16 protein-coding genes and 2 riboswitches are annotated in these 25,398 nt (G+C 46.6%); all 16 genes read right to left on the reverse strand.

The features are described 5' to 3' along the window. Positions 1–40: 40 nt before the first annotated feature. Complete coding sequence (locus tag H580_RS0110980) at positions 41–883, reverse strand: alpha/beta hydrolase family protein (protein ID WP_028594829.1); 843 nt, start codon at positions 881–883, stop codon at positions 41–43. A 329-nt stretch (positions 884–1,212) separates the two neighbouring features. Continuing rightward, positions 1,213–1,644, reverse strand: a complete 432-nt coding sequence (locus H580_RS0110985; RefSeq protein WP_028594830.1) for a hypothetical protein — start codon at positions 1,642–1,644, stop codon at positions 1,213–1,215. A gap of 255 nt (positions 1,645–1,899) precedes the next feature. Then, the gene (purD, locus tag H580_RS0110990) at positions 1,900–3,183 is read right to left on the reverse strand and encodes a phosphoribosylamine--glycine ligase (protein WP_028594831.1); all 1,284 of its coding nucleotides are present in this window, start codon (positions 3,181–3,183) and stop codon (positions 1,900–1,902) included. 42 nt (positions 3,184–3,225) lie between these two features. After that, complete coding sequence (gene purH / locus H580_RS0110995; RefSeq protein WP_028594832.1) at positions 3,226–4,773, reverse strand: bifunctional phosphoribosylaminoimidazolecarboxamide formyltransferase/IMP cyclohydrolase; 1,548 nt, start codon at positions 4,771–4,773, stop codon at positions 3,226–3,228. 120 nt (positions 4,774–4,893) lie between these two features. Beyond that, entirely contained in the window at positions 4,894–5,496 is a 603-nt protein-coding gene (purN, locus tag H580_RS0111000; RefSeq protein ID WP_028594833.1) for a phosphoribosylglycinamide formyltransferase, read from the reverse strand. A 62-nt stretch (positions 5,497–5,558) separates the two neighbouring features. Continuing rightward, positions 5,559–6,605 (reverse strand): phosphoribosylformylglycinamidine cyclo-ligase, encoded by a 1,047-nt coding sequence (gene purM / locus H580_RS0111005; protein ID WP_028594834.1) that lies wholly within the window; start codon positions 6,603–6,605, stop codon positions 5,559–5,561. Positions 6,606–6,792: 187 nt separating this feature from the next. Continuing rightward, complete coding sequence (gene purF, locus H580_RS0111010) at positions 6,793–8,244, reverse strand: amidophosphoribosyltransferase (protein WP_028594835.1); 1,452 nt, start codon at positions 8,242–8,244, stop codon at positions 6,793–6,795. A gap of 131 nt (positions 8,245–8,375) precedes the next feature. Next, on the reverse strand, positions 8,376–10,625 hold the full coding sequence (gene purL, locus H580_RS0111015) for a phosphoribosylformylglycinamidine synthase subunit PurL (RefSeq protein WP_028594836.1): 2,250 nt from the start codon (positions 10,623–10,625) through the stop codon (positions 8,376–8,378). Between the two features lie 28 nt (positions 10,626–10,653). Next, a complete protein-coding gene (purQ, locus tag H580_RS0111020) occupies positions 10,654–11,340 on the reverse strand; it encodes a phosphoribosylformylglycinamidine synthase subunit PurQ (protein ID WP_028594837.1) in 687 nt (228 codons plus the stop codon). A 3-nt stretch (positions 11,341–11,343) separates the two neighbouring features. Then, positions 11,344–11,589: a phosphoribosylformylglycinamidine synthase subunit PurS gene (gene purS / locus H580_RS0111025; protein WP_028594838.1), complete on the reverse strand. Its 246-nt coding sequence runs from the start codon at positions 11,587–11,589 to the stop codon at positions 11,344–11,346. A 267-nt stretch (positions 11,590–11,856) separates the two neighbouring features. Continuing rightward, a riboswitch (purine riboswitch) is annotated at positions 11,857–11,957 on the reverse strand. Positions 11,958–12,490: 533 nt separating this feature from the next. Next, positions 12,491–19,276, reverse strand: coding sequence for a type I pullulanase (gene pulA / locus H580_RS24020; RefSeq protein ID WP_036605074.1), 6,786 nt, complete (start codon positions 19,274–19,276; stop codon positions 12,491–12,493). 578 nt (positions 19,277–19,854) lie between these two features. Continuing rightward, on the reverse strand, positions 19,855–20,748 hold the full coding sequence (locus H580_RS0111035; RefSeq protein ID WP_245583543.1) for a phosphoribosylaminoimidazolesuccinocarboxamide synthase: 894 nt from the start codon (positions 20,746–20,748) through the stop codon (positions 19,855–19,857). A 312-nt stretch (positions 20,749–21,060) separates the two neighbouring features. Further along, positions 21,061–22,362 (reverse strand): adenylosuccinate lyase, encoded by a 1,302-nt coding sequence (gene purB / locus H580_RS0111040; protein WP_028594840.1) that lies wholly within the window; start codon positions 22,360–22,362, stop codon positions 21,061–21,063. Next, the gene (gene purK / locus H580_RS0111045; protein ID WP_028594841.1) at positions 22,359–23,546 is read right to left on the reverse strand and encodes a 5-(carboxyamino)imidazole ribonucleotide synthase; all 1,188 of its coding nucleotides are present in this window, start codon (positions 23,544–23,546) and stop codon (positions 22,359–22,361) included. The genes purB and purK overlap by 4 nt, the downstream gene beginning before the upstream one ends. Before the next feature lie 65 nt (positions 23,547–23,611). After that, the gene (purE, locus tag H580_RS0111050) at positions 23,612–24,073 is read right to left on the reverse strand and encodes a 5-(carboxyamino)imidazole ribonucleotide mutase (protein WP_036605091.1); all 462 of its coding nucleotides are present in this window, start codon (positions 24,071–24,073) and stop codon (positions 23,612–23,614) included. A gap of 397 nt (positions 24,074–24,470) precedes the next feature. After that, positions 24,471–24,571, reverse strand: a riboswitch (purine riboswitch). Positions 24,572–24,860: 289 nt separating this feature from the next. Then, a complete protein-coding gene (locus H580_RS0111055) occupies positions 24,861–25,304 on the reverse strand; it encodes a universal stress protein (RefSeq protein ID WP_028594843.1) in 444 nt (147 codons plus the stop codon). Positions 25,305–25,398: the final 94 nt, after the last annotated feature.

A 25,398-nucleotide genomic window follows, 5' to 3' on the forward strand; every position in this document is an offset into this window, starting at 1 on the left:
AAAGAGCAATCCTCATTAGAGAATTGCTCACGTCTCATCTTTAAATACTCCAATGCGCCCAACTCTTCTGACGTTGTTCCCATTGATTCAACCACTCTACCGTACGCTCAAATACTACACTGCGATGCTCTCCCGACGAATACGTATGATCGGCTTGGAACACAATCTCCTTATCGCATTGTCCGTCACTGCGCATCCAGAAAATTTTCTGGTACAAGAAACTGTAGTCCGCGGGTATGACATCATCAGATGTCCCGTGGATTAGCAGCACATCACCTGCAAATCTCGCAGCTTCTTGAAACGGCTGGTGCTTGCCAAGTGTATCAAAATATCGAGGTGTAAACGTATAGCCTGCATAATCAGTCTCGCCACGCTTAATGGATTCATCATACCGAGCACGACCAATAATGTTTACAATATCATTAAACGGGTAGGCGACAGGAGACCAAAGCACTAAGCGCTTTACGCGTTGATCACGCACCGCTGTAAGCAAGGCAACTGCTCCACCCAGACTATGTCCGAGCAGCGTCACACGCTGTGGGTCTACATCGCCGCAGCTCAATGCATAATCAAGCACCGCCTGAGTCTGTTCGATCATCGCATCGATACCGAGGTCACCGTATGTTCCTGTACTCTCTCCGCAGCCTGCATAATCAAAGCGCACAACAATATGCCCTTCATTCGCCAAGCGTCGCGAAGCATTTACGAACAATCGATCGACACCGATACGACTGCCAATAAAGCCATGGCATATGACTGTCAAAGGTACTCTACGACTTGAACCTTCTTCGGATCGCTCCTCATACGGCCCTCGCTTCTCTGGATAATGGATCGATGCGACGATCCGTTCCTGATTCCATTTCAAATCAACTACCCGCTCCATACGTCACACCAGCCTCCATATATATCATATAATTCCGATTAAATTACTTGTATTTAAGTTATAAGCATCTTATCATTTCATCTAAGGCGTGTCAATAAACATCTTTCCATATGTTTACTCCCTTTGAATCTAATAGCTCTAAGTAAAATTAACTCACCTATTTCACTAGCAAATCAACAATAAAAAGCCACACCTTCATAAAGAAAGTGTGGCTTTTGCTTATTTAATAAAGCAGCATTTACATGTTCAGCTTTAGCTTTGGCTACATTACATACATCTACATCTACATCTACATCTACATCTCAATGTATCCCATTCCAAGATCTCTCTCAATCATGCATCCCGTAAAACCAATTGAGCATATGCTGGGTTTCCTTTGCCCCTGCCTGCCAACCATCTTCAGATGCTTCGTTAGACGACACCGGTTCAGCAGCACCAAACTTGGGTGCATGCTCCCCAGAGGTAGAGAGAGCTGCTTGCTGCCCCGCGCTGCTGTTAAGACTGACCCCAGCTTGTGCAGAACTGCTAGGTCCTGCACCATAACTTAACTCAGCCGTTCCACCAGTCGATGCAGTTACAGCATGCATGGAAGAGCCAGCTGCTCCTTCCGTATCAATACTTAGCGCCTGACCGGGTTCACTTTGTAAATAAGACTTATATTGCTCTGCCTCATTGGAACCTCGCAAGTTCTCCTCTGATAAAAACTGCTGAGTTAACGCCCAGCCTTCTTGATCGTAGTTGTCATATTCATAGTTAGTCATACGAAGTCCCCCTCCACTTGTTCACGCACATTCCTATCGTTCAACCTTATGATGATGCGCAGGAATATGCGTATGCCTGTCGTTAGAATAGGCTTAGTATGAGATGGTTATGCTGCCGCTATTCGTCTTTATGCTCAAGAGATGGAGGAACTTTCGTTCACTGACACAAATTCGCCACAAGCCTGTCTACAAAGTAAAAGAAGCTCGCTCCCTCATTTCACAATTGAAAGAGAGAAAGAGCTTCTTAACGTGTAGTTAACCAATAACAGCACCGTTCAGCGATTTTTCCGCAATGTCTTTTCGATACTGCATGCCTTGGAATGATACCGCCTTTACCGCTGCATAAGCAGCTTGCTGTGCTGCACGAACATCTGCACCACGTCCAACTATACCAAGCACACGCCCACCATTTGTCACAAACTGACCTTCGCTGTCACGCTTCGTACCTGCGTGGAAGACAAGTGCATGGCGAGCAGCTTCTTCTAGTCCTTGAATGACATCGCCTTTGCGAGGCTTGTCTGGATAACCTCCTGCTGCCACAATCACACAGACAGCCGCTTCATCATCCCACTCTAATTCGATCTGATGCAATGTTCCATCGACAACCGCGTTAAAGACAGTCAGCAAATCGGTCTTCAAGCGTGGCAGCACAACCTGTGTCTCAGGATCACCGAAGCGAGCGTTGAATTCAACTACCTTAGGCTTGCCTTGCGGCGTAATCATAAGGCCTGCGAATAAAATTCCTTTGAAAGGACGTCCTTCCGCAACCATCGCCTTAGCGGTAGGTTCAATAATCGTACGAATCGCTTCCTCTACAATACTGTCCGACATATGCGGCAAAGGACTGTATGTCCCCATACCGCCCGTATTAGGTCCACGATCACCGTCGAATATCGGTTTATGATCCTGTGCAGGCACACATGCGCGTACCGTTTCTCCATCTACGAAAGCCAAGATCGACATTTCCTGTCCCTGCATAAATTCCTCAATGACGATTCGATTTCCCGAGGCACCAAATTTGCCGTCCACCATTATTTCTTGCAGCGTTTGCTCTGCTTCTGCCATCGTTTGAGCAATGATTACGCCTTTACCAGCCGCCAATCCATCCGCTTTGATGACAATCGGCAGTGCTTGTTCACGTACATATGCCAACGCAGTATTTATATCGTCGAATGTTTCATAAGCAGCCGTGGGAATCTCATATTTGCGAAGCAAATGCTTCATAAATACTTTGCTGCCCTCGATCTCTGCTGCCGCCTTATTCGGCCCGAACACGCGTAGACCATGACTTTCCAGCACATCTGTAATCCCTTCTGCCAGAGGATCATCTGGTCCTACGATAACTAATTCCACACCTGTTTCCACCGCATAGGCCGCCATACCTTCAAAGTCGCTTACAGCGATGTCCACGCACTCAGCCATCTCTGCTATACCCGCATTTCCTGGTGCACAGACAACCTCTCTAACTTGATCGCTTTGCAGCAAAGACCATACTAACGTATGTTCACGTCCCCCGCCGCCGATAACCAATACTCTCACGTCGACACCTCCGCCTATAATCGGTCCCTAACACGAAATTTGTTAATGTTTAAAATGACGTACGCCCGTCATGACCATGGCAATTCCGTAATCATTCGCCACTTGAATAGACTCTTCATCACGAATCGAGCCGCCTGGCTGAATGACCGCCGTAATGCCTGCTTTCGCAGCCAATTCAAGCGTATCTCCCATTGGGAAAAAGGCATCAGAAGCAAGGATTGCACCGCGCGCCTTCTCTCCTGCTTGCTCAATCGCAATTTTCGCTGCACCGACACGGTTCATTTGACCTGCGCCAATTCCTACCGTCATCCCATCTTTCACAAGTACGATTGCATTGGACTTCACATGCTTCACTACATTCCAGCCGAATTGCAGCTGCTCCAACTCAGACTCCGTTGCTTCACGGCTCGTAACCGTTTGAAGCTTGTCAGCTTGCAGCGTATGAACATCTGTCTCCTGAACGAGCAGCCCACCCGCAATGGAAGTATACTGCCATGCTGCACGACGTGCCTCTGGCGTTGGCTGAACCCCTGTGCGAAGTAAGCGAAGATTTTTTTTCTGCTTCAATATATCAAGTGCCTCTGTTGTAAAATCAGGAGCAATGACGATCTCAAGGAATATCTCATTAAGCATTTGTGCCGTATCCGCATCTATAGGACGATTGGCTGCCACAATACCACCAAAGATGGATGTCGGATCAGACTCATACGCTTTGCGGTAAGCTTCATAGATGCTAGCTCCAATGCCAACTCCACAAGGATTCATGTGCTTAACAGCCGCAACAGCTGGACCTTCAAATTCAGATACGATCGCAATTGCCGCATTCGCATCCTGAATATTGTTGTAAGACAATTCTTTGCCGTGTAGCTGCTCCGCTGTAGGCAACGAACCACGCTCAGCTAATGGAGCACGATAAAACGCAGCCTGCTGATGAGGATTCTCCCCATAGCGTAGAGATTGTGATTTTTCATAAGTTACCGTTAGACGTTCTGGGAAAGTCTCGCCTACTTGTTCCGTTAAATAGCCCGAGATAAGCGCATCATAAGAAGCTGTATGACGGAATACCTTCGCCGCCAAGCGCTTGCGTGTTTCAAGCGTCGTGTCACCTTCTGCTTGAAGTTCACTGATAACTTGGCCATAATCTGCCGCATCCACCACGACTGTCACAAAGGCATGGTTCTTTGCCGCAGAGCGAAGCATCGTTGGACCGCCAATATCGATGTTCTCGATTGCATCTTCATACGTTACATCTGGTTTCTCAATCGTTTCTTGGAAAGGATACAAATTCACGACAACGAGGTCGATATAAGAAAGCCCTAGTTCCTGCATTTGCGCCTGATGCTCAGCATTGTCGCGCACCGCAAGCAATCCACTGTGTACCGCGGGATGCAGCGTCTTCACTCGCCCATCCATAATTTCAGGGAAGCCTGTCACTTCTGAAATGCCGATAACAGGTACTTCAGACTGCTCCAGCAGCGTTTTTGTGCCGCCTGTCGAAATAATTTCTACACCTGCATCTGCCAACGCACGCGCAAACTCTACCACACCAGATTTATCTGATACACTTATAAGCGCTCTCTTAATCGACATTACTTTCTCTCCTCCATGATAACTAGATTGAGATTTTCTATCATTTTACATGCCATATCCATTAACATGCTACAACATCTACTGCAACGATTCGAAAATAATTGCTATATGACTCTCACTCTACGCTCTACTTGGACTCAATCTTCCTGCCACTACGTCAGCTACCGCAGCTGGATAAAGCTCATGTTCAGCAGCATGAATGCGAGCAGTTAGCGTCTCCACAGTATCATGCTCCTCCACGAAAACAACCCGCTGCGCCAATATCGCCCCTGTATCCATTCCTTCATCAACGAGATGTACGGTAACACCTGTCACACGCACCCCATAATCGAACGCTTGCTTCACTGCATTCAATCCAGGAAATGCAGGCAGCAGCGAAGGATGGATGTTCAGTATGCGCCCACCGTAAGCACGCAACAACACAGGCGTTACAAGACGCATGTACCCCGCTAGCACAATCCAATCAATCCGCTCTTCGCGCAGCTTCAGCAATACGGCTTCCTCATACTGTTCTCGACTCGAATAAGCCTTTGGTGTAAAGCATGCCGCAGGTACCCCCGCAGCCTCGGCACGCTTTACAGCATAAGCTTGCGGCTTATCGCATACGAGCAGCGCAATATCACACTCGTATCGCGCTGGCTCTGCTTGGAAAGCATCAACGAGAGCTTGAAAATTCGAGCCTAATCCAGATGCAAACACTGCAATTCTCGGACGACGCTTCATGCTCTCTCCTTGCTCCATACTCCTTTTATCCGTTCCATTCACACCTTGCAACCCCTGTAAACTCATAGCCCTAATTCAGGAATACGTACTTTTCGAGAACCTTCCTGTACCGTACCGATCCGGTACACCGCTTCTCCGTTCGCTTCCAACAGCTCCATCGCACGTACCGCATCTGACTCTGCTATGACAGCAATCATACCGATTCCCATATTAAACGTCATGTACAATTCTTCTGCCGTTAGGCTGCCCTCACGCTCTAACAGCTGGAATATCGGATGTACAGGCCATGTACCTGCCTCGATCTCAACATCGACATGCTCAGGCAGCACACGCGGAATATTTTCCAAGAACCCGCCTCCCGTAATATGCGCCAACCCTTTCACTTTGACATGCTCCATAAGTTTCAAAAGCGGCTTTACATAGATACGAGTAGGTGTCAGTAATACTTCACCTAAGGTCTGCTCTGTCTCAAGCTCTGGCATCGCAGCCTCAAGCGAGTATCCAGCTTGTTCCAATAGAAGTTTGCGTACGAGTGAGAAGCCATTGCTGTGTAATCCGCTGGAGGAGAGTCCAAGCACCACATCACCTGGTTGAATATCCGCACCCGTAATCACATTTTTCTTGTCTACTACCCCGACACTGAAGCCAGCAATGTCATATTCCTCAGCACTATACATGCCTGGCATTTCTGCTGTCTCTCCACCAATCAGTGAGCAACCTGCCTGAGCGCAGCCTTCCGCTACACCGCTCACAATGCTCTCGATCTTCGCTGGCTCTACTTTGCCGCAAGCAAGATAATCAAGGAAGAAGAGCGGCTCTGCCCCTTGCACCACGATATCATTTACACACATCGCAACTGCATCAATTCCAATCGTATCATGCTTATTCGCTGCAAAAGCCAGCATCAGCTTCGTTCCAACACCATCTGTTCCAGAGACGAGCACCGGCTCCTCATATTGCTTCGCATTCAATTGGAACAAGGCGCCGAAACCACCAACATCCGTCAATACTTCTGGTCGGAACGTGCGACGCACATGTTTCTTCATACGCTCAACGGCTTCATTGCCAGCCGCTATGTCAACCCCGGCTTGCTTGTATGCTTCAGACATGGTTTCTCTCCTCTTCATGAGTAAAAGATAGTAAAGGAAAATATTGTTGCGTATCGTTTAAGAAATTAAGAGACAGGTCTCATTTCCGCTCGCTGTTGTAGTCGAGTTCTTTGATGACAAGTTCTAGGGTTACAACTCAACTACAAAGACGACCACTAACGTTTCTTCAATACGATTTTGCTGCCTACTAACACCCGCAACTGGACATCTTCGCTGAATGATCAAGTGCCGTCGGATACTCGTTATCGAAGCAAGCAAGACACAATCCACCGCTCGCTTCCTTCGTGAACGCACCACCAATTGCTTCAATCATACCCGGCTGCGATAAAAATGCTAACGAGTCTGCACCCGTCATTTCGCATATTTGCTCCACTGTGTGCGTGGAAGCAACAAGATCGTCGCTCGTCGGCGTATCTATGCCATAGAAGCATGGATTTTTAAACGGCGGCGATGCGATCCGCAGATGAACCTCCAATGCACCTGCATCCCGCAGCATCTTCACGATGCGACGAGAAGTCGTGCCGCGTACGATCGAGTCATCAATTAACACAACTCGCTTGCCCTCTACAACGCTGCGAACCGCACTCAGCTTCATTTTCACACCTTGCTCACGAAGCTCTTGGCTTGGTTGAATAAAGGTACGTCCGCTGTATTTGTTCTTGATCATGCCCATCTCATAAGGAATACCAGCCTTCTCCGCATAGCCGATAGCCGCCGATATACTTGAATCCGGCACTCCAGATACGAGATCAGCTTCAACTGGACATTCCTCTGCCAAGCGCATCCCCATACGCTTTCGAGCGGTATGCAAGTTAACATCGTACAATTGACTGTCAGGACGAGAGAAATAAATAAACTCCATCGAGCACAACGCTCGCTTGGCAACTGGAGCAAACCGCTCAGAACGATAGCCCATTGCATCGAACACAAGCATTTCTCCTGGCTCAACCGCACGAACGAAGTCAGCTCCTATCGTATCCAAAGCACAAGACTCGGATGAAAATACCCATGCATCTCCGAGGCGCCCCATTACGATTGGTCGAAGCCCATACGTATCTGAAGCAACGATCAATTTGTCATTCGTCAAAATTAAGAATGCGAAGCCACCTACCAACTGACGCAATGCATCTTTGGCTGCCGTAACAAAGTCCGACTCCGAGCGAGCGATTAGATGTGCGATAACCTCTGTATCACTCGTCGTCTGAAAGATCGAACCCTTCTGCTCCAATTCACGGCGAAGCACGGGCGCATTAACAATATTGCCATTCGTCGCAACCGCCAAGTCGCCGTCCCTTGTCTTGAATACAAGCGGTTGAGCATTTGCCAGTCGGCTGTCGCCAGACGTAGAGTACCGTACATGACCGATGGCACGATCGCCTTCCAAGCTAGCAAGGCGATCTTTATCAAACACTTCTTTCACAAGTCCCATTCCACGATGGTAGCGAAAGGTTTGACCATCAGACGTACATATTCCTGCACTCTCTTCCCCACGATGCTGCAAAGTATGAAGCCCGTAATAGGAAAGCGAAGCAGCATCCTCATAACCAAACACACCGAATACACCGCATTCTTCGCGCAAGCGATCAAATGGACCATCCTGACCGCCGCCCTCATTAAAGTACGATCCGATCGCTTCCATTTGAGCAAAGCCATATGCGCGTTCCATCTCAGATACAGCAGAAAGCTGCTGCTCGATTATCTGAGTCTGATGTTGAATATGACTCCCATTTCCACCCATCCGGACTTCCTTTCCGTCTGACCGCTGACGAATTATCGCATCAGACATGGGATCGCATCCTTCCATGCACGCTCCGCTTCTTCACGGGTTACATCGATTGCAGATACGCCGTTCACTTTCAATTGAATACGTTCACCACCGACAACACCAAGCTGCTGAACCGGCACTTCGTATTTCGCACATACAGCCTTGACCGTTTCCACATGTGCTGGACGAATCGAAAGCAAAACACGAGACTGAGATTCGCTAAATAGAGCAATATCCGAACGCAAACCTTCCATAGATACATTACCAGTAGCTCCGATGCGGCCGCTAATGCAGCACTCTGCATAAGCTGCCGCCAAACCGCCTTCGGACAAGTCATGCGCGGATTGAACATATCCTTGCTGAATGGACTCTAGTACTGTACGCTGCAAGCGGCTCTCTACATCAAGGTCGATAGCAGGTGGGCGACCTTCTGTCACACCATGCACAACAAGTTGGAACTCGCTGCCGCCAAGCTCCGCTTTCGTTGCGCCGAGCAGCAAGACAATATCTCCTTCTTGCTTAAACCCTTGTGTCGTAATATGGTCGACATCATGAACGAGACCAACCATGCCGACGACAGGAGTCGGGTAAATAGCACCTTTGGCATTTTCGTTATACAAGCTGACATTACCGCCGATAACAGGGGTGCTAAGATGGCGGCAAGCTTCTGCCATACCATCTACAGATTGCTGCATTTGCCAGAAGTTATCCGGCTTCTCCGGGCTTCCGAAGTTCAAGTTATCTGTAATTGCAAGTGGTTCTGCACCCGAACAAACGATGTTACGCGCTGCTTCTGCCACTGCAATTTTTCCGCCTACATTTGGATCAAGATATACATAACGTCCGTTGCAATCTGTTGTCATCGCCAACGCCTTGCGAGTGCCGCGTACGAGTACAACTGCTGCATCCGAACCAGGCGATACAGATGTGTTGGTGCCAACCATATGATCGTACTGACTGTACACCCATTCCTTGCTCGCCACCGTTGGCGAACCAAGTACACGTAACAGAGCATCGTTCAGATCAGAAACTGCTGGATAGCTCGTTGTATCTACTGCTGCGTTAGCTTGATAATAAGCAGGTTCTGCTGCTGGCTTATCGTAAACTGGGCAATCATCAACCAAGCCCTTAACTGGCATATCAGCTACGACTTCTCCGTCGAATACAAGACGCAGACGTCCATCATCTGTAACACGGCCTACTTGGCGGCAAATAACACCCCAACGATTGAATATTTCCATTGCAATCGGTTCATTCTTCTCTTCAATAACGAACAGCATCCGCTCCTGGGATTCAGAAAGCATCATCTCGTACGGTGTCATACCGCGTTCACGCTGTGGAATTTCATCCAGATTCAGCTCCAGACCATTCCCTGCTTTGCTCGCCATCTCTGCACTGGAGCACGTAAGTCCAGCTGCTCCCATGTCTTGAATACCGATGACGATGCCAGACTTGATTAACTCCAGGCACGATTCCATAACGAGCTTCTCCATGAACGGATCACCCACCTGCACCGCAGGACGCTTTGCTTCTGATTCTTCTGTAAGCTCTTCTGAAGCAAAAGTAGCACCATGAATACCGTCACGTCCTGTTGGCGGACCAACATAATAGACGGGGTTGCCAATTCCTTTTGCCACACCGCTTTGAATATCTTTATGGTCGATAAGACCAACACACATTGCATTGACAAGTGGATTACCTTCGTAGCTAGCATCAAACATCACTTCGCCGCCAACCGTCGGAATACCCATACAGTTGCCGTAGCCTGCAATACCTTCTACTACATGCTCGAACAAATAACGAACGCGCTCATCGCTAAGCTGACCGAAACGTAAAGAGTTCAATAAAGCAACAGGACGTGCACCCATGGAGAAAATATCACGCAAAATTCCGCCCACACCCGTCGCAGCCCCTTGAAATGGCTCGATTGCGGATGGATGGTTATGGCTTTCTATTTTGAAACAAACGGCTTGCCCATCACCGATATCGACGATACCTGCACCTTCACCCGGCCCAACCAATACACGCTCACCTGTCGTTGGAAAACGTCGTAACAAAGGTTTGGAATTTTTGTATGCGCAATGCTCCGACCACATAACACTGAATACACCAATCTCGGTATAGTTCGGTTTGCGACCACTAAGCAAGCTGCAAATAATCTCGTACTCACTGTCCGATACACCCATCGTGGCATAGATACGTTCCTCAGCTATCTGCTCCGGGGTTGGCTCTTTTGCTATGACGGCCTTTGCCATCTCCATCGATTGTTGCTCCGCTTTTGTCTTAGCCAACGATTGCATGACGTTCCCTCCAAGCCTTCATAATGGATGTAAAAAGACGAATGCCATCTTCATTGCGGAGCAGACTGTTCACCGCTCGCTCTGGGTGAGGCATCATGCCGAGTACATTGCCCTGCTCATTAATAACACCAGCTATATCTGCAACCGATCCATTCGGATTATCGGTATACGTGAATACAATTTGATTACGTGCCTTCAATTGCTCCAGCACAGCATCTTCACAGTAGTAATTGCCTTCGCCATGTGCTATCGGAATATCAATGACCTCTCCCGCCGCATAGCCTGACGTAAATGCTGTATCAGCGTTGGCTACATGCAATTGAGACGAATGACAGCGGAATTTCAAGCCTGTATTGCGGCGCAATGCCCCAGGCAGCAATCCTGCTTCGGTGAGAATTTGGAATCCATTGCAAATGCCTAATACGTACACACCTTCTGCGGCAGCTTTCGCAACTGCCTGCATAACAGGTGCAAAGCGAGCGATAGCTCCGCTGCGTAGGTAATCTCCGTAAGAGAATCCGCCTGGAATCATGATAAGATCATAGCCTTCCAATGTATCCGTCGTATGCCATACACGATCGACAACGGCTCCCTCGATGGTTTGTTCTGCTGCGTGTACACAGTCCCAATCGCAGTTTGAGCCCGGAAATACAAGTACCGCTACCTTCATCGCTTAGTCCTCCAGCTCATAACGATAATCTTCAACGACCGGATTCGCGAGCAGCTTCTTGCACATTTGCTCCAACTCCGCTTCCGCTTGAGCACGGTCTGTTGTATCAAAAGTAAGTTCCATGTATTTGCCGATACGTACATCATCCACAGCTGAATAGCCCATCGTATGAAGCGCTTGCTGCACAGCAGCTCCTTGCGGATCAAGTACATTTGCTTTCGTAGTGACATACACCTTTGCTTTGAACATCGGTAGGTTTCCTCCCCAGAATGAGTGTAGAAATGGTGGATTATTTAGCGGCTGATTGCCTTGCCGCATAGACATGCTCTTGATGTAAGATAGCTTAACATACAGCAAGGAAATGAGGTGGGGTTACATATTACGTAAGATAAGATTACGATCACGTAATAAATAAAAAAGCCCGCAGATAGCTATGAAAGCTCAACCGCAGACCAAGGGGACAAAAGAAAGAAAACGCGAGTACATGATGGCCTGTAATCGCAATTGGCCATACCGTACTTGGACGCTTTCTCTCGTAGTCCAAAAATTTACGGTCTTTGGGTAGAAACTTTGGGCCATATCCCCGGAATTATACGAGAGCTATCATCATACGTCATATTTAAGTTTGGCTATAGTGTAACAAGTTTGAAATGCCCATGTCAATCGCAAAACACGAACATTCCAATATAAAATAAAAATATAGTTCGCTTTTAACGCATTAAAGCATAAAGGATAATCGTATTCGGCGCATTCAAAATAAATGCTAGTCAAAATATAACAAACGAAAAAAGTACCACAAAGTAAAAAGCTCCTGAACAGCTTGAGCCATTCAGGAGCTTTCCTTATCCTTATTACTGCAGCTCGGTCGGAGATACATCACACCTGACCTGCACAGTTCCTCTAACGAAGCCACAGACGTTATTTTCGTAAAATCGTCCATTTTATAACTTTAACGGTTGTAGGCGCGCTTATTTATACAAATATGGTCATTATAATCGCTATTTCGGACAAATAAGCTCTCTGACATCCGTTACATTTCAAAAAACAGCAAATTAGACCAAATAGGCTCTATGGCACCCGTTAGCAAAATTCTCCTTCGGTATAAGCTCCATAGCACCCGTTACCGACATCTTCCTTCAACAAAGGCCCCTTATTTCTTAACAAGAATAACCGTACCACCATCATCCTTAGCAGGAATGTTCAGCGTTACCGTTCCATTCGTCTGTACCTTGTACTGCTTATTGTTGTACACGTCTTTCACTTTTGTACCCGGCTTATAAGGAACTTTAATCTTAACCTGCTTCTTCGCTTGTGCGCTCGGATTCAAGCCAACAACAACCGACTCTCCCTTATAGCTCTTCGCGAATACCATAAAGCCTTCTGCATCGCTGCCGGCCAGCTTCGTTCTATCTCCTTTAGAAAATACTTTAGAGTAGTCTGCACGAATGTTCAGCAGCTTGCTGTAGTGATTATGCAGCTTCTTCTCTTTTTTCAACTGATCCCATGGCATAGCAGCACGGTTTTCGCTAAGTTCGCCTTTAGACATATCGCGAGCATTTGCACCAGAACGCCCTAGCTCTTCCCCGTAATAAATAACGGGCTGACCTTTGGCTGTAATTTGCAGAGCGGCAGCGACCATTAACTTGCCTTTATCACCATTCACATAATGACTTAGGAATCCGTCTTCATCATGGCTGCTCAAAAATTGTCCCATCGTAGCCGTTTCATCCATGCGAGCTTCCCGCTCCTGCATCGCTTTCTCAACAGCGTCCAACTGTCCATTGACGAAGTCCTTCGCTTTGCTTTTAAAGTCGAAGTCCAACAAGGAATCCATCTGTCCTGTTTTCAAATACGAACCTGTGTTATCAACCGATGCACCAAAATGTTCACCAATCAACTTAAACTCAGGGTCGATCTTCGTTAGCTCATTGCGAAACGCCTTCCATGTCGTATCATCCACATGCTTCACCGTATCAACACGGAAGTAATCAATGGTATCGCCACGCTTTGTACGAGTACGCTCAATCCAGTCCGTTTGCCAAGCAATGATTTGCTCTCTTACTTTAGGATCTTCTGTCTTAAAGTCCGGTAAGCCTGCCAATTCACCGCGCACAGGATCACCGCTTACCGCGTCTGTACGAAGCATTCCATCGAATCGCTTCTTATCTTGCTCTGTAACACCTGGCTGCGTGTCTCCTGGCTTCAAGCCATAGCCAGTATGATTCAACACGACATCGACCATAATTTTGATACCACGATCATGTGCTTTGTTGATCAGTTCCTTGAACGTTTCCACATCGCCAAGATGCTCATCGATCTTCGTGAAATCTTTTGCCCAGTAGCCGTGATATCCATACTGCTTGCCATTGAAGCTTGTTCCTTGGTTGAAATCAATATTGTCAACGATCGGTGTAATCCACAGTGTATTCACACCTAGATCCTCCAAGTAGTCCAACTTGTTAATCAACCCACGGAAGTCGCCACCTTGGTAAGCTTCAAGATGGTTTTTATCATGGCCTTGCTCGGCTGTACCATTATTCTTCCTATCGCCATCAGAGAAGCGGTCTGTCAGCACAAAGTAAATACGTGCTTCATCCCAATCAAAGTCCAGCTTACCGTTTGCTCTCGGCTTCGCCTTCACCGTCACGCTAGCTGTTGATGTATGTTTATTCCCATATTCATCAACGAGCGTGATTGGAATGGATTTCTGTCCAGGCTTCACATGCTCAGCTACTGTGATAGACTGCTCCATAAGCTCCAAATCAATCTTCGTATGAGCAAGACCGCCCAATTCAGACAAATCTGCGGCAATCTCTCTGACCGTAAATTTATCACGGGATTGATACGCAACTTGCAGCAATCGCTGTTGACCAGGATAAATAGAATCCCCTTTAACTTTACCTGTAATTTGAATTGTCGGTTTATTATACTCCACAACGGATTGACCGTTTTCCGTATTGTAAGGGTCTGTAACTTCCGCTGTCTTACCGTCCTTCGTCACATGGAACGTGTACACATATTTGCCGCTCGCCACATCTTTAAGCGTGTACGTATAACGCTCATTTTCAGCATCATAGCTCATCGGATACAAGGTGCCGTTTATACTGATTTTCACATCAGAGATACGATTCTGTTCTCCACTCTGGAAAATTTCTTGATCACGATAGTGGAACGTAATGCTTCCATCCTCCAGCACAGGTCCTCTCACTGAAGGGATTGTACGCATTTCCGTTTTACCGCTATATACGTATACTTTCGTGAGCGTATCATTCACATTCGCAACAACAAAGCGATCCGAATCCGTATCTTTTTGCTCCCAGTTTCCTTTTTTTATAATGAATCCGACTTTTTCGGTATCTGGCCCGATTTCGATCAATGCTGTAGCCATACCATTATTGAACTTCTTGAACAGGTGCTCGTCATCCTTGATTCCTGTTTGCCATACCCATAAGCTCCAGTCCTTATAATTGTTGTCTGGACGCACATAGTTCAGCTCAATGTAGCGTTTCAATAGTGGCTTTACGGTAACTTTCATCGAAGCCGATACACTGCCTGCTGTTGCTGTTATCGTTGTCGTTCCTTCTTTGAGCCCCTTCACCTTGCCCATACGGTCGACTTGCGCAACAGTTGGCTCAGAGGAACTCCACTTCACATCTACAAAAGGCATCAGTTGGTCGAACTGATCTGTAACCTCAACCGTAAATGGAACCGTCTGGCTCAGCCATACCGTAGACTTTCCTTTCAAATCCACTTTTGTCGGTACAAGCTTCGCAACGTTCACATTCACTTGTGCTTGCAGTTGGCCAGAGGAAGCTGTCAATACTGCCTTGCCTTCCTTCACAGCCGTTACTTTCCCTTTGCTATCAACTGTTGCAATGGACTCGTCAGAAGAAGTCCATGTCAATTTTGCTGTACGAATCAAATGGCCCTTCTGATCCAATACTTTACCCGTTACCTGCTTAGAAGTAGTTGGTTCCAGCGTGAGGTCTTTCGCTTCAATAACGATCTTAGTCGGAGTCGCTGTATACGTATTGGCCTCATCGTACAACACCATCATCGACGTACCCGCTATATCGACTTTACCGCCTTCAACTGTACGAATTGGCTTCACACCAGCTGCTGTATGATCAACAACGACGTTCCACTTTCCATTCGTCGGCAGCGCCACACTACGCGTTTCTGCATTTCCATTGTAAATGACGACGATATTGCGCCATTCATCACCGTTCGCATGCTCTTTCAGCTTAAATGCCACGATGTTACTGTCTTGACGATACACTTCCAAACTGGAAGCGACTGCTTCCTTCGATGTCATTCGGAAGGCTGGATGTGAACGACGCAGTTCGATAAGTCCTTGTGTGTAATCAAACACAGGCTTATACTCTTTTTTCTGCTGCCACAACATCTGGTTAATGGAATCAGGGCTCTGATAGCTGTTATGGTCGCCGAACTTACTGCGCAGCATCTCATCTCCCGCATGGATAAATGGAATACCTTGTGACGTCAACACAATCCCGTTTGCAAGCAGTGAACTTTTCACCGTTGGATTATCAAGGATATTTGCCTCAGTCAACGTAGCGAATGGATCGCGTTGAATATCTTTATCTTTGCCTTGTGCTTTCAGCATCTTATCCCACATGTTCAAGTTATCATGCGCGGTCACATAGTTAATCGTCTCTGTTGGCGAAGAGGTGAAATCATTCGTTGAGCCGATTACACCGTTTACAATTCCTGCTTCACGGGAGCCTTCCCCAGTTGCGAAGCCTTTTGAAGCATCATCGCTTCCACCTTTAATCGCACCACGGAAATTGTCATTGAACACGGCAAAGCCTTCACCGCGCTGTGTGCCTTTTTCAATTTGTTGGTCAGCTGGCAATGGTGTGCTGCCGCCTGCCCACGGCTCTCCATACACGATAATGCTAGGATCGATGGCCTTCAAATCACTTACAATGCCGCGAGTTGTGTTCAAATCAATCAATTTCATCAAGTCGAAGCGGAATCCGTCCACTTTGTACTCTTCTGCCCAGAACTTCACGGAATCTCGCACATACTTGCTAACCATCGGTCGATCAGTAGCCACTTCATTACCGACTCCAGAACCGTTAGATAGTTCGCCTTTGTTGTTCGTGCGGTAGTAATAGCCCGGTACCAATTTATCAAATACGGATAACTCCAATTGTTGTCCTGTTACAAATGTGTGATTGTATACCACATCCAGCACAAGTCGCAAATCATTTTTGTGCATCGCCTGAACCATTTGCTTAAACTCACGAATACGCTTCGTAGGGTCCTCTTGTGCAGAATCCGTTGCATACGATCCTTCTGGTACATTATAATTTACCGGATCATAGCCCCAGTTGAACTTGCGATCCTTCGCATTCGGATCATCTACTTGCTTCTCATTGACTGAACCGAAATCATATGTCGGTAGCAAATGTACATGTGTAATGCCAAGCTCCTTCAAATGATCGACGCCTGTCTTAACCGCAGCATCTCCCTTAAGCCTTGTTCTTTCTTCAGTAAACGCAGTGAATTTCCCACGATTTTTCTCAGAAACTCCGGAATTGGAATCAATGGAAAAGTCGCGCGTATGCAGCTCATAAATGATCGCATCAGTTGGCTCTAGCATTTCTGGCTTGCTGTCATTTTCCCAGCCTACAGGATTTGTAGCTGCCAAATCGACAATCGCAGACTTGGCACTATTCACCGATGATGCACGTGCATACGGATCGAGTGCATACAGCACCTTACTGTCCGGGAAGTTTACTTTGTACATGTAGTACTTGTTGTTCAAGTCACCTTCAGCAGCTCCAGACCATACGCCTGTGCTGGCATCACGCTGCATCGGAATCTCTCTCGTAGGCGTCTCCTTCGGCATTTCCGCCGTGTCATAGAGAGACAGTGTTATAGCAGCAGCAGTAGGTGCCCATACTTTGAACGTACTGCCTGTTTTCGTATACGTAACCCCTAAATCATCGCCTGAATATACGTACGTATCCAATATGCCGCGCATCGTAACAGGATGGTCAGCATATATACCTTGCGGTGCGCCTTCATAGCGTACGATATAAGGATGAGATACATCCGCAATTGGTTCGTCTAATTGAATGATGATCGATTGATCATCGCTGCCTTTCATGGACGTACCTTTGAGCTTCGTGCCCCCGTTATAGAGAGCAAATGCTCCATAGTCGATCCCAGGAACGATATCTTTCAGCGCTACCGACACAACGTTGTTCTGGTCAGCGATAGCTGCAGCTAACGCTGGCTGCTCCTTCGTCGTGAAGGAGAATGAGTAGGCTTCATTACGCGTCTTGGTATCCATACCTTCCAGCATATGAGCGGACATCTTTACTTGATAGGGCGTCTTGTAGGCTAAAGGCTTGACTGGCTTAATAACCAACTGCTGCCCGTCACTCTTGATATCAGTTGCAACTACAGCACCCTTATCATCTACAAGAGTCACACCTGTACTATTCATAACCGTAACAGCTTCACTAAACGTTAGCGTAATCGGCTGTTCAACTTCGATTTTCTTCGCGAAGTCTGCTGGCACCGTACTGATCAATTCCAATTTATCATTCATCTGACTAACCACGTAAGCGTTACCAAATGTGGACTGCACATTTGGTACACCCGCTTGATTCCAACCCTTTGCAAGCTCATTGCCTGCCGCATTCGGGATAACTTGAAATGCGCCATGTTCAGCTGACTTATTACCGCTCAATACGACATGTGGGCGAATCTGATCCCCATTTTTCAGCTGCAAATGATGAAGTGGAATCGCTGCCTCAAAGCCCTCTTTGCCGTTTGCAGCAAATTGAGCGCCTTTCGTATCTGCCCAAGTTGCTAAGATTGGGTCGGACATCCGCTTCGCATCATACAAATCTGCTCCCTCAATACCCTGATCCTGCTTCAAACGCATTGTGAGATGATATTGCGGCTTCCTGTCTGCACCGCTGTAATTAAATTGAGCTTTCCACGGATTGCTCTCTATAGCAGAGTCAGCCTCATTCACATTCAATGCAATATTAATAAATTGACCTTGGTCGCCCCAGTTGGGCAGCTCTGCATCTACCCATACATACAATTGCTTGCCATCGTTTGTCAGCTTGATACTGCCAAGCTTGCCAGGGATACCATGGGACGTATCTGTTACCGATATCCCTAAATCAGGCACTTGCTCCCATAGACTATCTTTCGAGCCGTCAATCTTCGGCTTGTGCGTAATGACATAAGCTTCGCTATAGTCGGTCATACGGTTCGGATTGGCTTTCATATTCCAATCGTTAGCCACTGTATTTTTAGCTGTTTCTGGCACAGCATCAAATACACCGTGCTCATCCGCACGATCACCGCTCAAGATAGCGATTGCTTTAACTTTGTCTCCATTTTGTAAACCTAACTGCTTCAATGGAATCGAACCTGTGAAACGAGTACGATCCGGTGCAACTTCGAACGAAGCACCTTTCAAGTCGGATGAGGACAACAACGGGCTTGCTGATCCACTGCGATAGAGGGATGCTTTGCCGCCGGCCTTTGCCTCCATAGTGATATGGTAGCTCGGCTTAGCAGCTGTGCCCTCGTAGTTATATCGATGATTGGACGGATTGGTAGATACGTTCGAATTCGTATCATTCACATTCAATGCAATGTTGATATGCTGCCATTCTTCTACATGGGCAGCTTCTAACTGGAAGTGAAGATGGTCGCCGTCATTTGTCAGCTTCAACTGCCCTAGCTGATAGCCTTGCCAGCCTGACGTAGGTGATTGACCAAGTGGTTTAACCATACTCCAATTGATGTTAGGCTTCGTTGATGTTTGTTGAGTAGATGCTTGAGCATGTGTATTTGTAACGAATACACTTGAAAGTGTACTCCACAGCATCATGCAGACAAGCAGTCGAGAAATGTTAGCTTTCCATGTCCTCGTCATGCCACGACCCTCTTCCTTATAATTTTTGCAAACGTTTGCATTAATGAGCGAAAATGATTGCTACGAATTTGAATCTACGATCCAATCCGTTTTGTACACACTACACGAGTATGATCAGCATATGAACCTCGAACTTGTATTTATCACTAACAAAATATAATACATGATACATGATCATATATGCATAATAATGCGTTACTAGTACCTGATATACAGGTGCATAACTATGCTAGTTCACGTCATCTTACTCTGGCTATCCTCTTTATGAAAACGATTGCATAACTAGCATAACGATACCATTATTTTCTGTCAATCCTCTATTTTGATCATAAACACAAAAAAACAGACCCCTTCCCTATAAGCTGAATAAGCCCATTTACCTAACTACTCCGAAATTATTCGGTCTCGTCTTCACGGACGAAATAGCGAAAATGATCTTTTACACTTATATGATTGCAAAATTGCAAGAAAGGAAATCTGTTTTTATTATTAGATGTCTTACGTCTAAATCAAACATCTAAATTATAAATCATATACGATAATTTGCTCTACATTAGCTGCCTGACATGAAGGTAATGTTACTGACTGTCACCCATCAATCTTGTACGTATGTCCACGTAACGAAGACTCGTTTCTGCAATAACTTCTTCTGGCAGCGGATTAGGTCGGCTATTTTGATCCCAGTCGGTGTTGGTCAAATACGTGCGTACAGGCTCTTTATCCATGCTGTCGATTTCAATATCCAGCTCCACTTTATCCTGTGCCCAGAAGCGTGAGCAGTCAGGTGTAAATATTTCATCAATCAAGATAACTTCCCCATCAACAATGCCGAATTCAAACTTGCAATCGACTAGCACAATGCCGCGCTCTTCACAGTAATCACGCGCATATTCGTATAGAGCAATACTTTTGTCTCGCAGCATTTCAGCTAACTCTGCGCCCACCCGCTGCTGCATTTCCTCATACGAAATATCTTCATCGTGGCCGATGTCATTTTTGGCTGCTGGTGTAAAAATCGGGGTCGGGAAACGCTCGTTCTTCCGTAATCCAGCTGGAAGCTCGATGCCATTCACCGCTTGTGTTTGTGCGTACTGCCGCCATCCTCCGCCAGTTATGTATCCTCGTACGACACACTCAATATCAATTCGGTCAGCCTTTTTCGTAACCATAATTCGATCACGCAATATTTCCTTATCTACAAGGATATCGCCTAGAAGATCTACGTCGCTATGCACGACATGATTGCCAATGATGGACTTCGTCTTCTCGAACCAAAATGCACTTAAACGATTGAGCACGTTCCCTTTCTCAGGTACAGCAGGCTCCAATACATAGTCAAATGCTGATATGCGGTCTGTCACTACGATGAGAAAGTTCTCCCCCAAATCGTATAGTTCACGTACTTTTCCTTTGTAAATAAGCGGGGCTTTCACTAGATCCACTGCGGTAGATATTACGGCGGTCGTTCGCACAATACACATCCTCCCTAAGCGTATGCTTCTATAGACTTGCTCCGTTACAATAACCTACGACAACTTGCACAACATCATTGTATTACATGCTGTACATTGCATTTGCTAAATCATCCTCTGAGCAAATCATATTTGCGATCGCTGTTGCAGTCAAGCTCTTTGCATTCCAAACATTCGTTACTATTGGTTAGAACTTGACTGCTATCGCGAACACGTCATCTCTTCTCTATGATTCTGCTCTATTGTACAAGGCCATAAGTTCTTACGTTCCGTTTAGCTAGGCTAAGACCATGTTCATCGTACAGCCTAGATCTATTCGTTAAGCAAGCCTACTTGACGGAAGATCGTGTCTACATTTTTCAAATGCCAAGCTGGATTGAATGCATCTTCGATCTCTTCAGCAGACAACGCTTCTGTAATCTCAGAAGTTTGTTCAATGATGTCTTTGAAGCTGCGCTGTTCTTCCCACGCTTGCATCGCACGAGGCTGTACTGTGTCATAGGCTTGCTCACGACTCCAACCTTTGTCGATCAGCTTCGTCATTACACGGCCAGAGAACGGTACTCCAAATGTACGCTGCATATTGCGCTTCATGTTCTCAGGGAATACCGTCAAATTCTTCACGATGTTCATAAAGCGGTTCAACATATAGTTAAGCAGCATCGTTGCGTCTGGCAAAATAACACGCTCAACCGAGCTGTGCGAAATGTCGCGCTCATGCCAAAGCGGAACGTTCTCATAAGCAGATACCATATGACCGCGAATCACACGGGACAAGCCAGAAATGTTCTCACAACCGATTGGGTTGCGCTTATGCGGCATAGCGGAAGATCCTTTTTGACCTTTAGCAAATGCCTCTTCAACCTCACGGAATTCACTCTTCTGCAACGCACGGATCTCTGTTGCGAACTTATCCAAAGAAGTCGCAATAAGCGCTAGCGTAGCCATATATTCAGCATGGCGGTCACGCTGCAGCGTTTGTGTGGAAATTGGAGCTGCTTTCGTGCCTAGTTTCTCACATACAAACTTCTCAACGAATGGATCGATATTTGCATACGTTCCTACTGCACCAGACATTTTACCGAACTGCACACTGTCTGCCGCATGACGGAAACGCTCAAGATTACGCTGCATCTCTGTGTACCAAAGAGCCATTTTCAAACCGAAAGTCGTTGGCTCAGCATGAACACCATGCGTACGTCCCATCATCGGTGTATCTTTATATTCAAGCGCTTTATTTTTCAAAATCTCAATAAAGTTCACAATGTCACGCTCTAAAATTTCATTGGCTTGCTTCAACAAGTAACCAAGCGCTGTATCTACAACGTCTGTCGAAGTCAAACCATAGTGAACCCATTTCCGCTCAGGCCCCAATGTCTCAGATACCGCGCGTGTGAATGCGATCACGTCATGACGTGTTTCTGCTTCAATCTCATAAATACGATCCATATCAAAGCTAGCCTTTTCACGCAGCACCTTCGTATCTTCCTTCGGAATAACGCCAAGCTCTGCCCATGCTTCACATGCACAAAGTTCTACTTCCAACCAAGCCTTGAATTTGTTTTCTTCTGTCCAAATAGCCCGCATTTCGGGACGTGAATAACGTTCGATCATCTTTGTTGATTCCTCCACATCTTGTTGTGCTGCACCCAATTCAGCGCTGCATCTATATCGTCTGCCAGTACGTTGATATGTCCCATCTTACGTTTGGCGATTGCTTCTGTCTTACCATACCAGTGCAGCTTCGGCGTAACACCGAGTGATTGCGCTGCTGTATCTTCTACCTTGAACCATTGTAACATGTCCTGTGCATGCTCTCCGAGCAAATTCACCATAACGACTGGTGTCACGAGTGACGGATCGCCTAACGGCAAATTGCAGATCGCGCGAATATGCTGTTCAAATTGCGAGGTACGGCATGCATCCATCGTATAATGCCCTGAATTGTGTGGACGAGGCGCCAGCTCATTAACGAGCAAATTGCCATCTGGCGTCATAAACAATTCCACAGCAATAAGCCCTACCACTTCAAGTGATGAAGCAACTTGTCGTGCAATTTGTTCCGCTTCTGCGATTACCTTATCTGGTACACGCGCAGGTACAATAGATAAGTGTAAAATATGATCAACGTGAATGTTTTCAGCAATTGGGAAAATAGCAATTTCTCCACGTGGATTGCGGGCTGCTATTACAGACAGCTCCCGTTCAAACGGTATATACGCTTCCAGTACAAGCTCCGTTCCAAGCGAGGCCAACGCCTCGTATGCTCCCTCAGCAGCATCCGCTGAACGGATCATTTGCTGGCCTTTGCCATCATATCCGCCTGTTGCCGTCTTCAGCACCCCTTGACCGCCAAATGCTTCAAGATGATGCATTAACTCCTCCAACGACTGCACCTTGGCATAAGGTGCTACCGGAATGCCTGCCGCCGTAAGCGCATCTTTCTCACGCAGACGATGCTGCGTAAGATGCAGCAAATGGCTGCCTTGCGGCAAATACGCATCCCGCTCCAGTTGCTCCGCAATCTCAAGCGAAACATTTTCGAACTCGTACGTCACGACATCCGCCTGTTCTGCAAGCTGCCTAGCCGCTTCACGGTCGCTATACTCAGCTCGGATGTGCTGTGCAGCCTCCGCACATGGCGGTGAGTCAACTGGATCAAGCGTAACGAACGTATAGCCCATACGCAATCCTTCCAAAGCAAGCATCCGACCTAGCTGCCCGCCGCCCAAAACACCTATTTTAGAGCCTGGCAGCAGTACATGATCCGCACTATGTCCCTGTACACCATTGTTCATACTTACAGCAACATTTCGAGAGGCCGATCCTAATTTATCATTCATCTCCAGTGTACCCATAGTCATCACACCAGCACTCCCGATGCCACGACCTGTTCACGTTTCTGTTCACGAAGCTGCTTCAATTGTTCCTTAATCCGCTTATCTGTAATACCAAGTATTTGTGCCGCCAACAAACCTGCATTCGCTGCTCCAGCCTCACCTATCGCAACCGTCGCAACAGGAACACCAGCTGGCATTTGAACGATGGACAGCAAAGAATCCCATCCGCTAAGTGTAGAAGATTTCACAGGTACACCGATCACAGGAACTACTGTCTTCGCAGCTACCATTCCTGGCAAATGCGCAGCTCCTCCTGCTCCTGCGATAATTACGCGAATACCTCGCTCTTCTGCTAGCTCCGCATAACGGAACATTTCATCAGGTGTCCGATGGGCAGATACAACGCGTGCTTCATAAGGAATATGTAGCTGCTCCAAAATATCGCACGCCTTCTTCATCGTATTCCAGTCACTCGTACTTCCCATAATGACACCAACCTGAACCTGTTCCTGATCACGATCATGTTGTTGCTGTACACCCTGCTCAAATCCTCGTTGTTGCTCATCCTGTTGCTGCTTCTGCACTGCTTCCTGCTGTGAGACGTTACTCATCGATTCAACCCGCTTTCGTTGAGATACTTGCTATAAGAATGTAATTATATACCAATACAACATACGCAGTTTACGAAGTGTCTCATTATGACGTTGACTGCAAGTAAGCTCAACTAAGACACAAAAAAGCCCAACGGACATCCTCCCGTTGAACCTTCGCCTATCGAAGAAATGACAGCAACTGCCTCACAGCGAACCTATAACCGTACGCTCGTAACTCATGTCCACCATTCGCCTGACATGCATGAGAGGACGTACAGCATAAGCACCCTACAACGTCTGCCATTCTCGTAGTCCGAAGATTTACGGTCCTCAGGTAGAAACTTCCGTCCATATTTACGAAATTATACGAGAATCTATTGTGCAACTCTTGAATTATTCGACAATCTCTTAGGATAGTCTTAGTTTATCAATCACCAATTGTTTGTGTCAACCAATAATACGAACATTATATCCTCGTTCAATTTTAATGTTCGCCATTTGCTTCATTCGATCTAATTTACCTGTAAATTCTCTGTCTCGTTAAAGCAAAACAAGCAATTTTCAGAACAAACTATGCATATAAAAGAAACCAGCCTCACTGTACGCTAAATGTCATAAGACATTAGCTTAAGGAGAAGACTGGTTTACTCATGTTTCATACTTTATCATTTCTCATTCTTTACTCTTTTTCCTTTATGACAAGGACAGGACACTTCGCGCTTTGGACAACATGATGGCTGACACTTCCAAGGACAAATTCTTTCAGCCCGCTTAATCCTCTGCTCCCTATCACAACTAGATCAACTTGATTCTTTTCCGCATAATCAACAATAGATGGTCCTAAAGGTCCTTGAACTGTCTCTACAACAGCCCGCCCACCAAGAAAAACAACTTCCTCCCGTGCACGATTCTCTACCTTCGTAGAAAATTCAACTAATTCTTGATTCACCTTCGGGGAACCCGTCATAAATGCATCACCAAGAAAATATTGCGGTAGTTGATAAACATGCACGACATGGAGACTAGCTTCAGCATCTGCTTGAACAAGCTCAATTCCTTGTCTGAGTGCAAGTTGTGAAGGGTTCGATCCGTCATACGCTACTAAAATACGTTTGAATGCCATTGCTCTCACCTCTCCGCTAGCTTGTATATATGAATGTATCTCACTTCGCATCCATAGCGAAAGCACATACATTACATATCTTTGCTTACAGGCT

Origin of the sequence: Paenibacillus assamensis DSM 18201 (assembly GCF_000422445.1) — a bacterium.
Lineage (GTDB): Bacteria > Bacillota > Bacilli > Paenibacillales > Paenibacillaceae > Paenibacillus_B > Paenibacillus_B assamensis.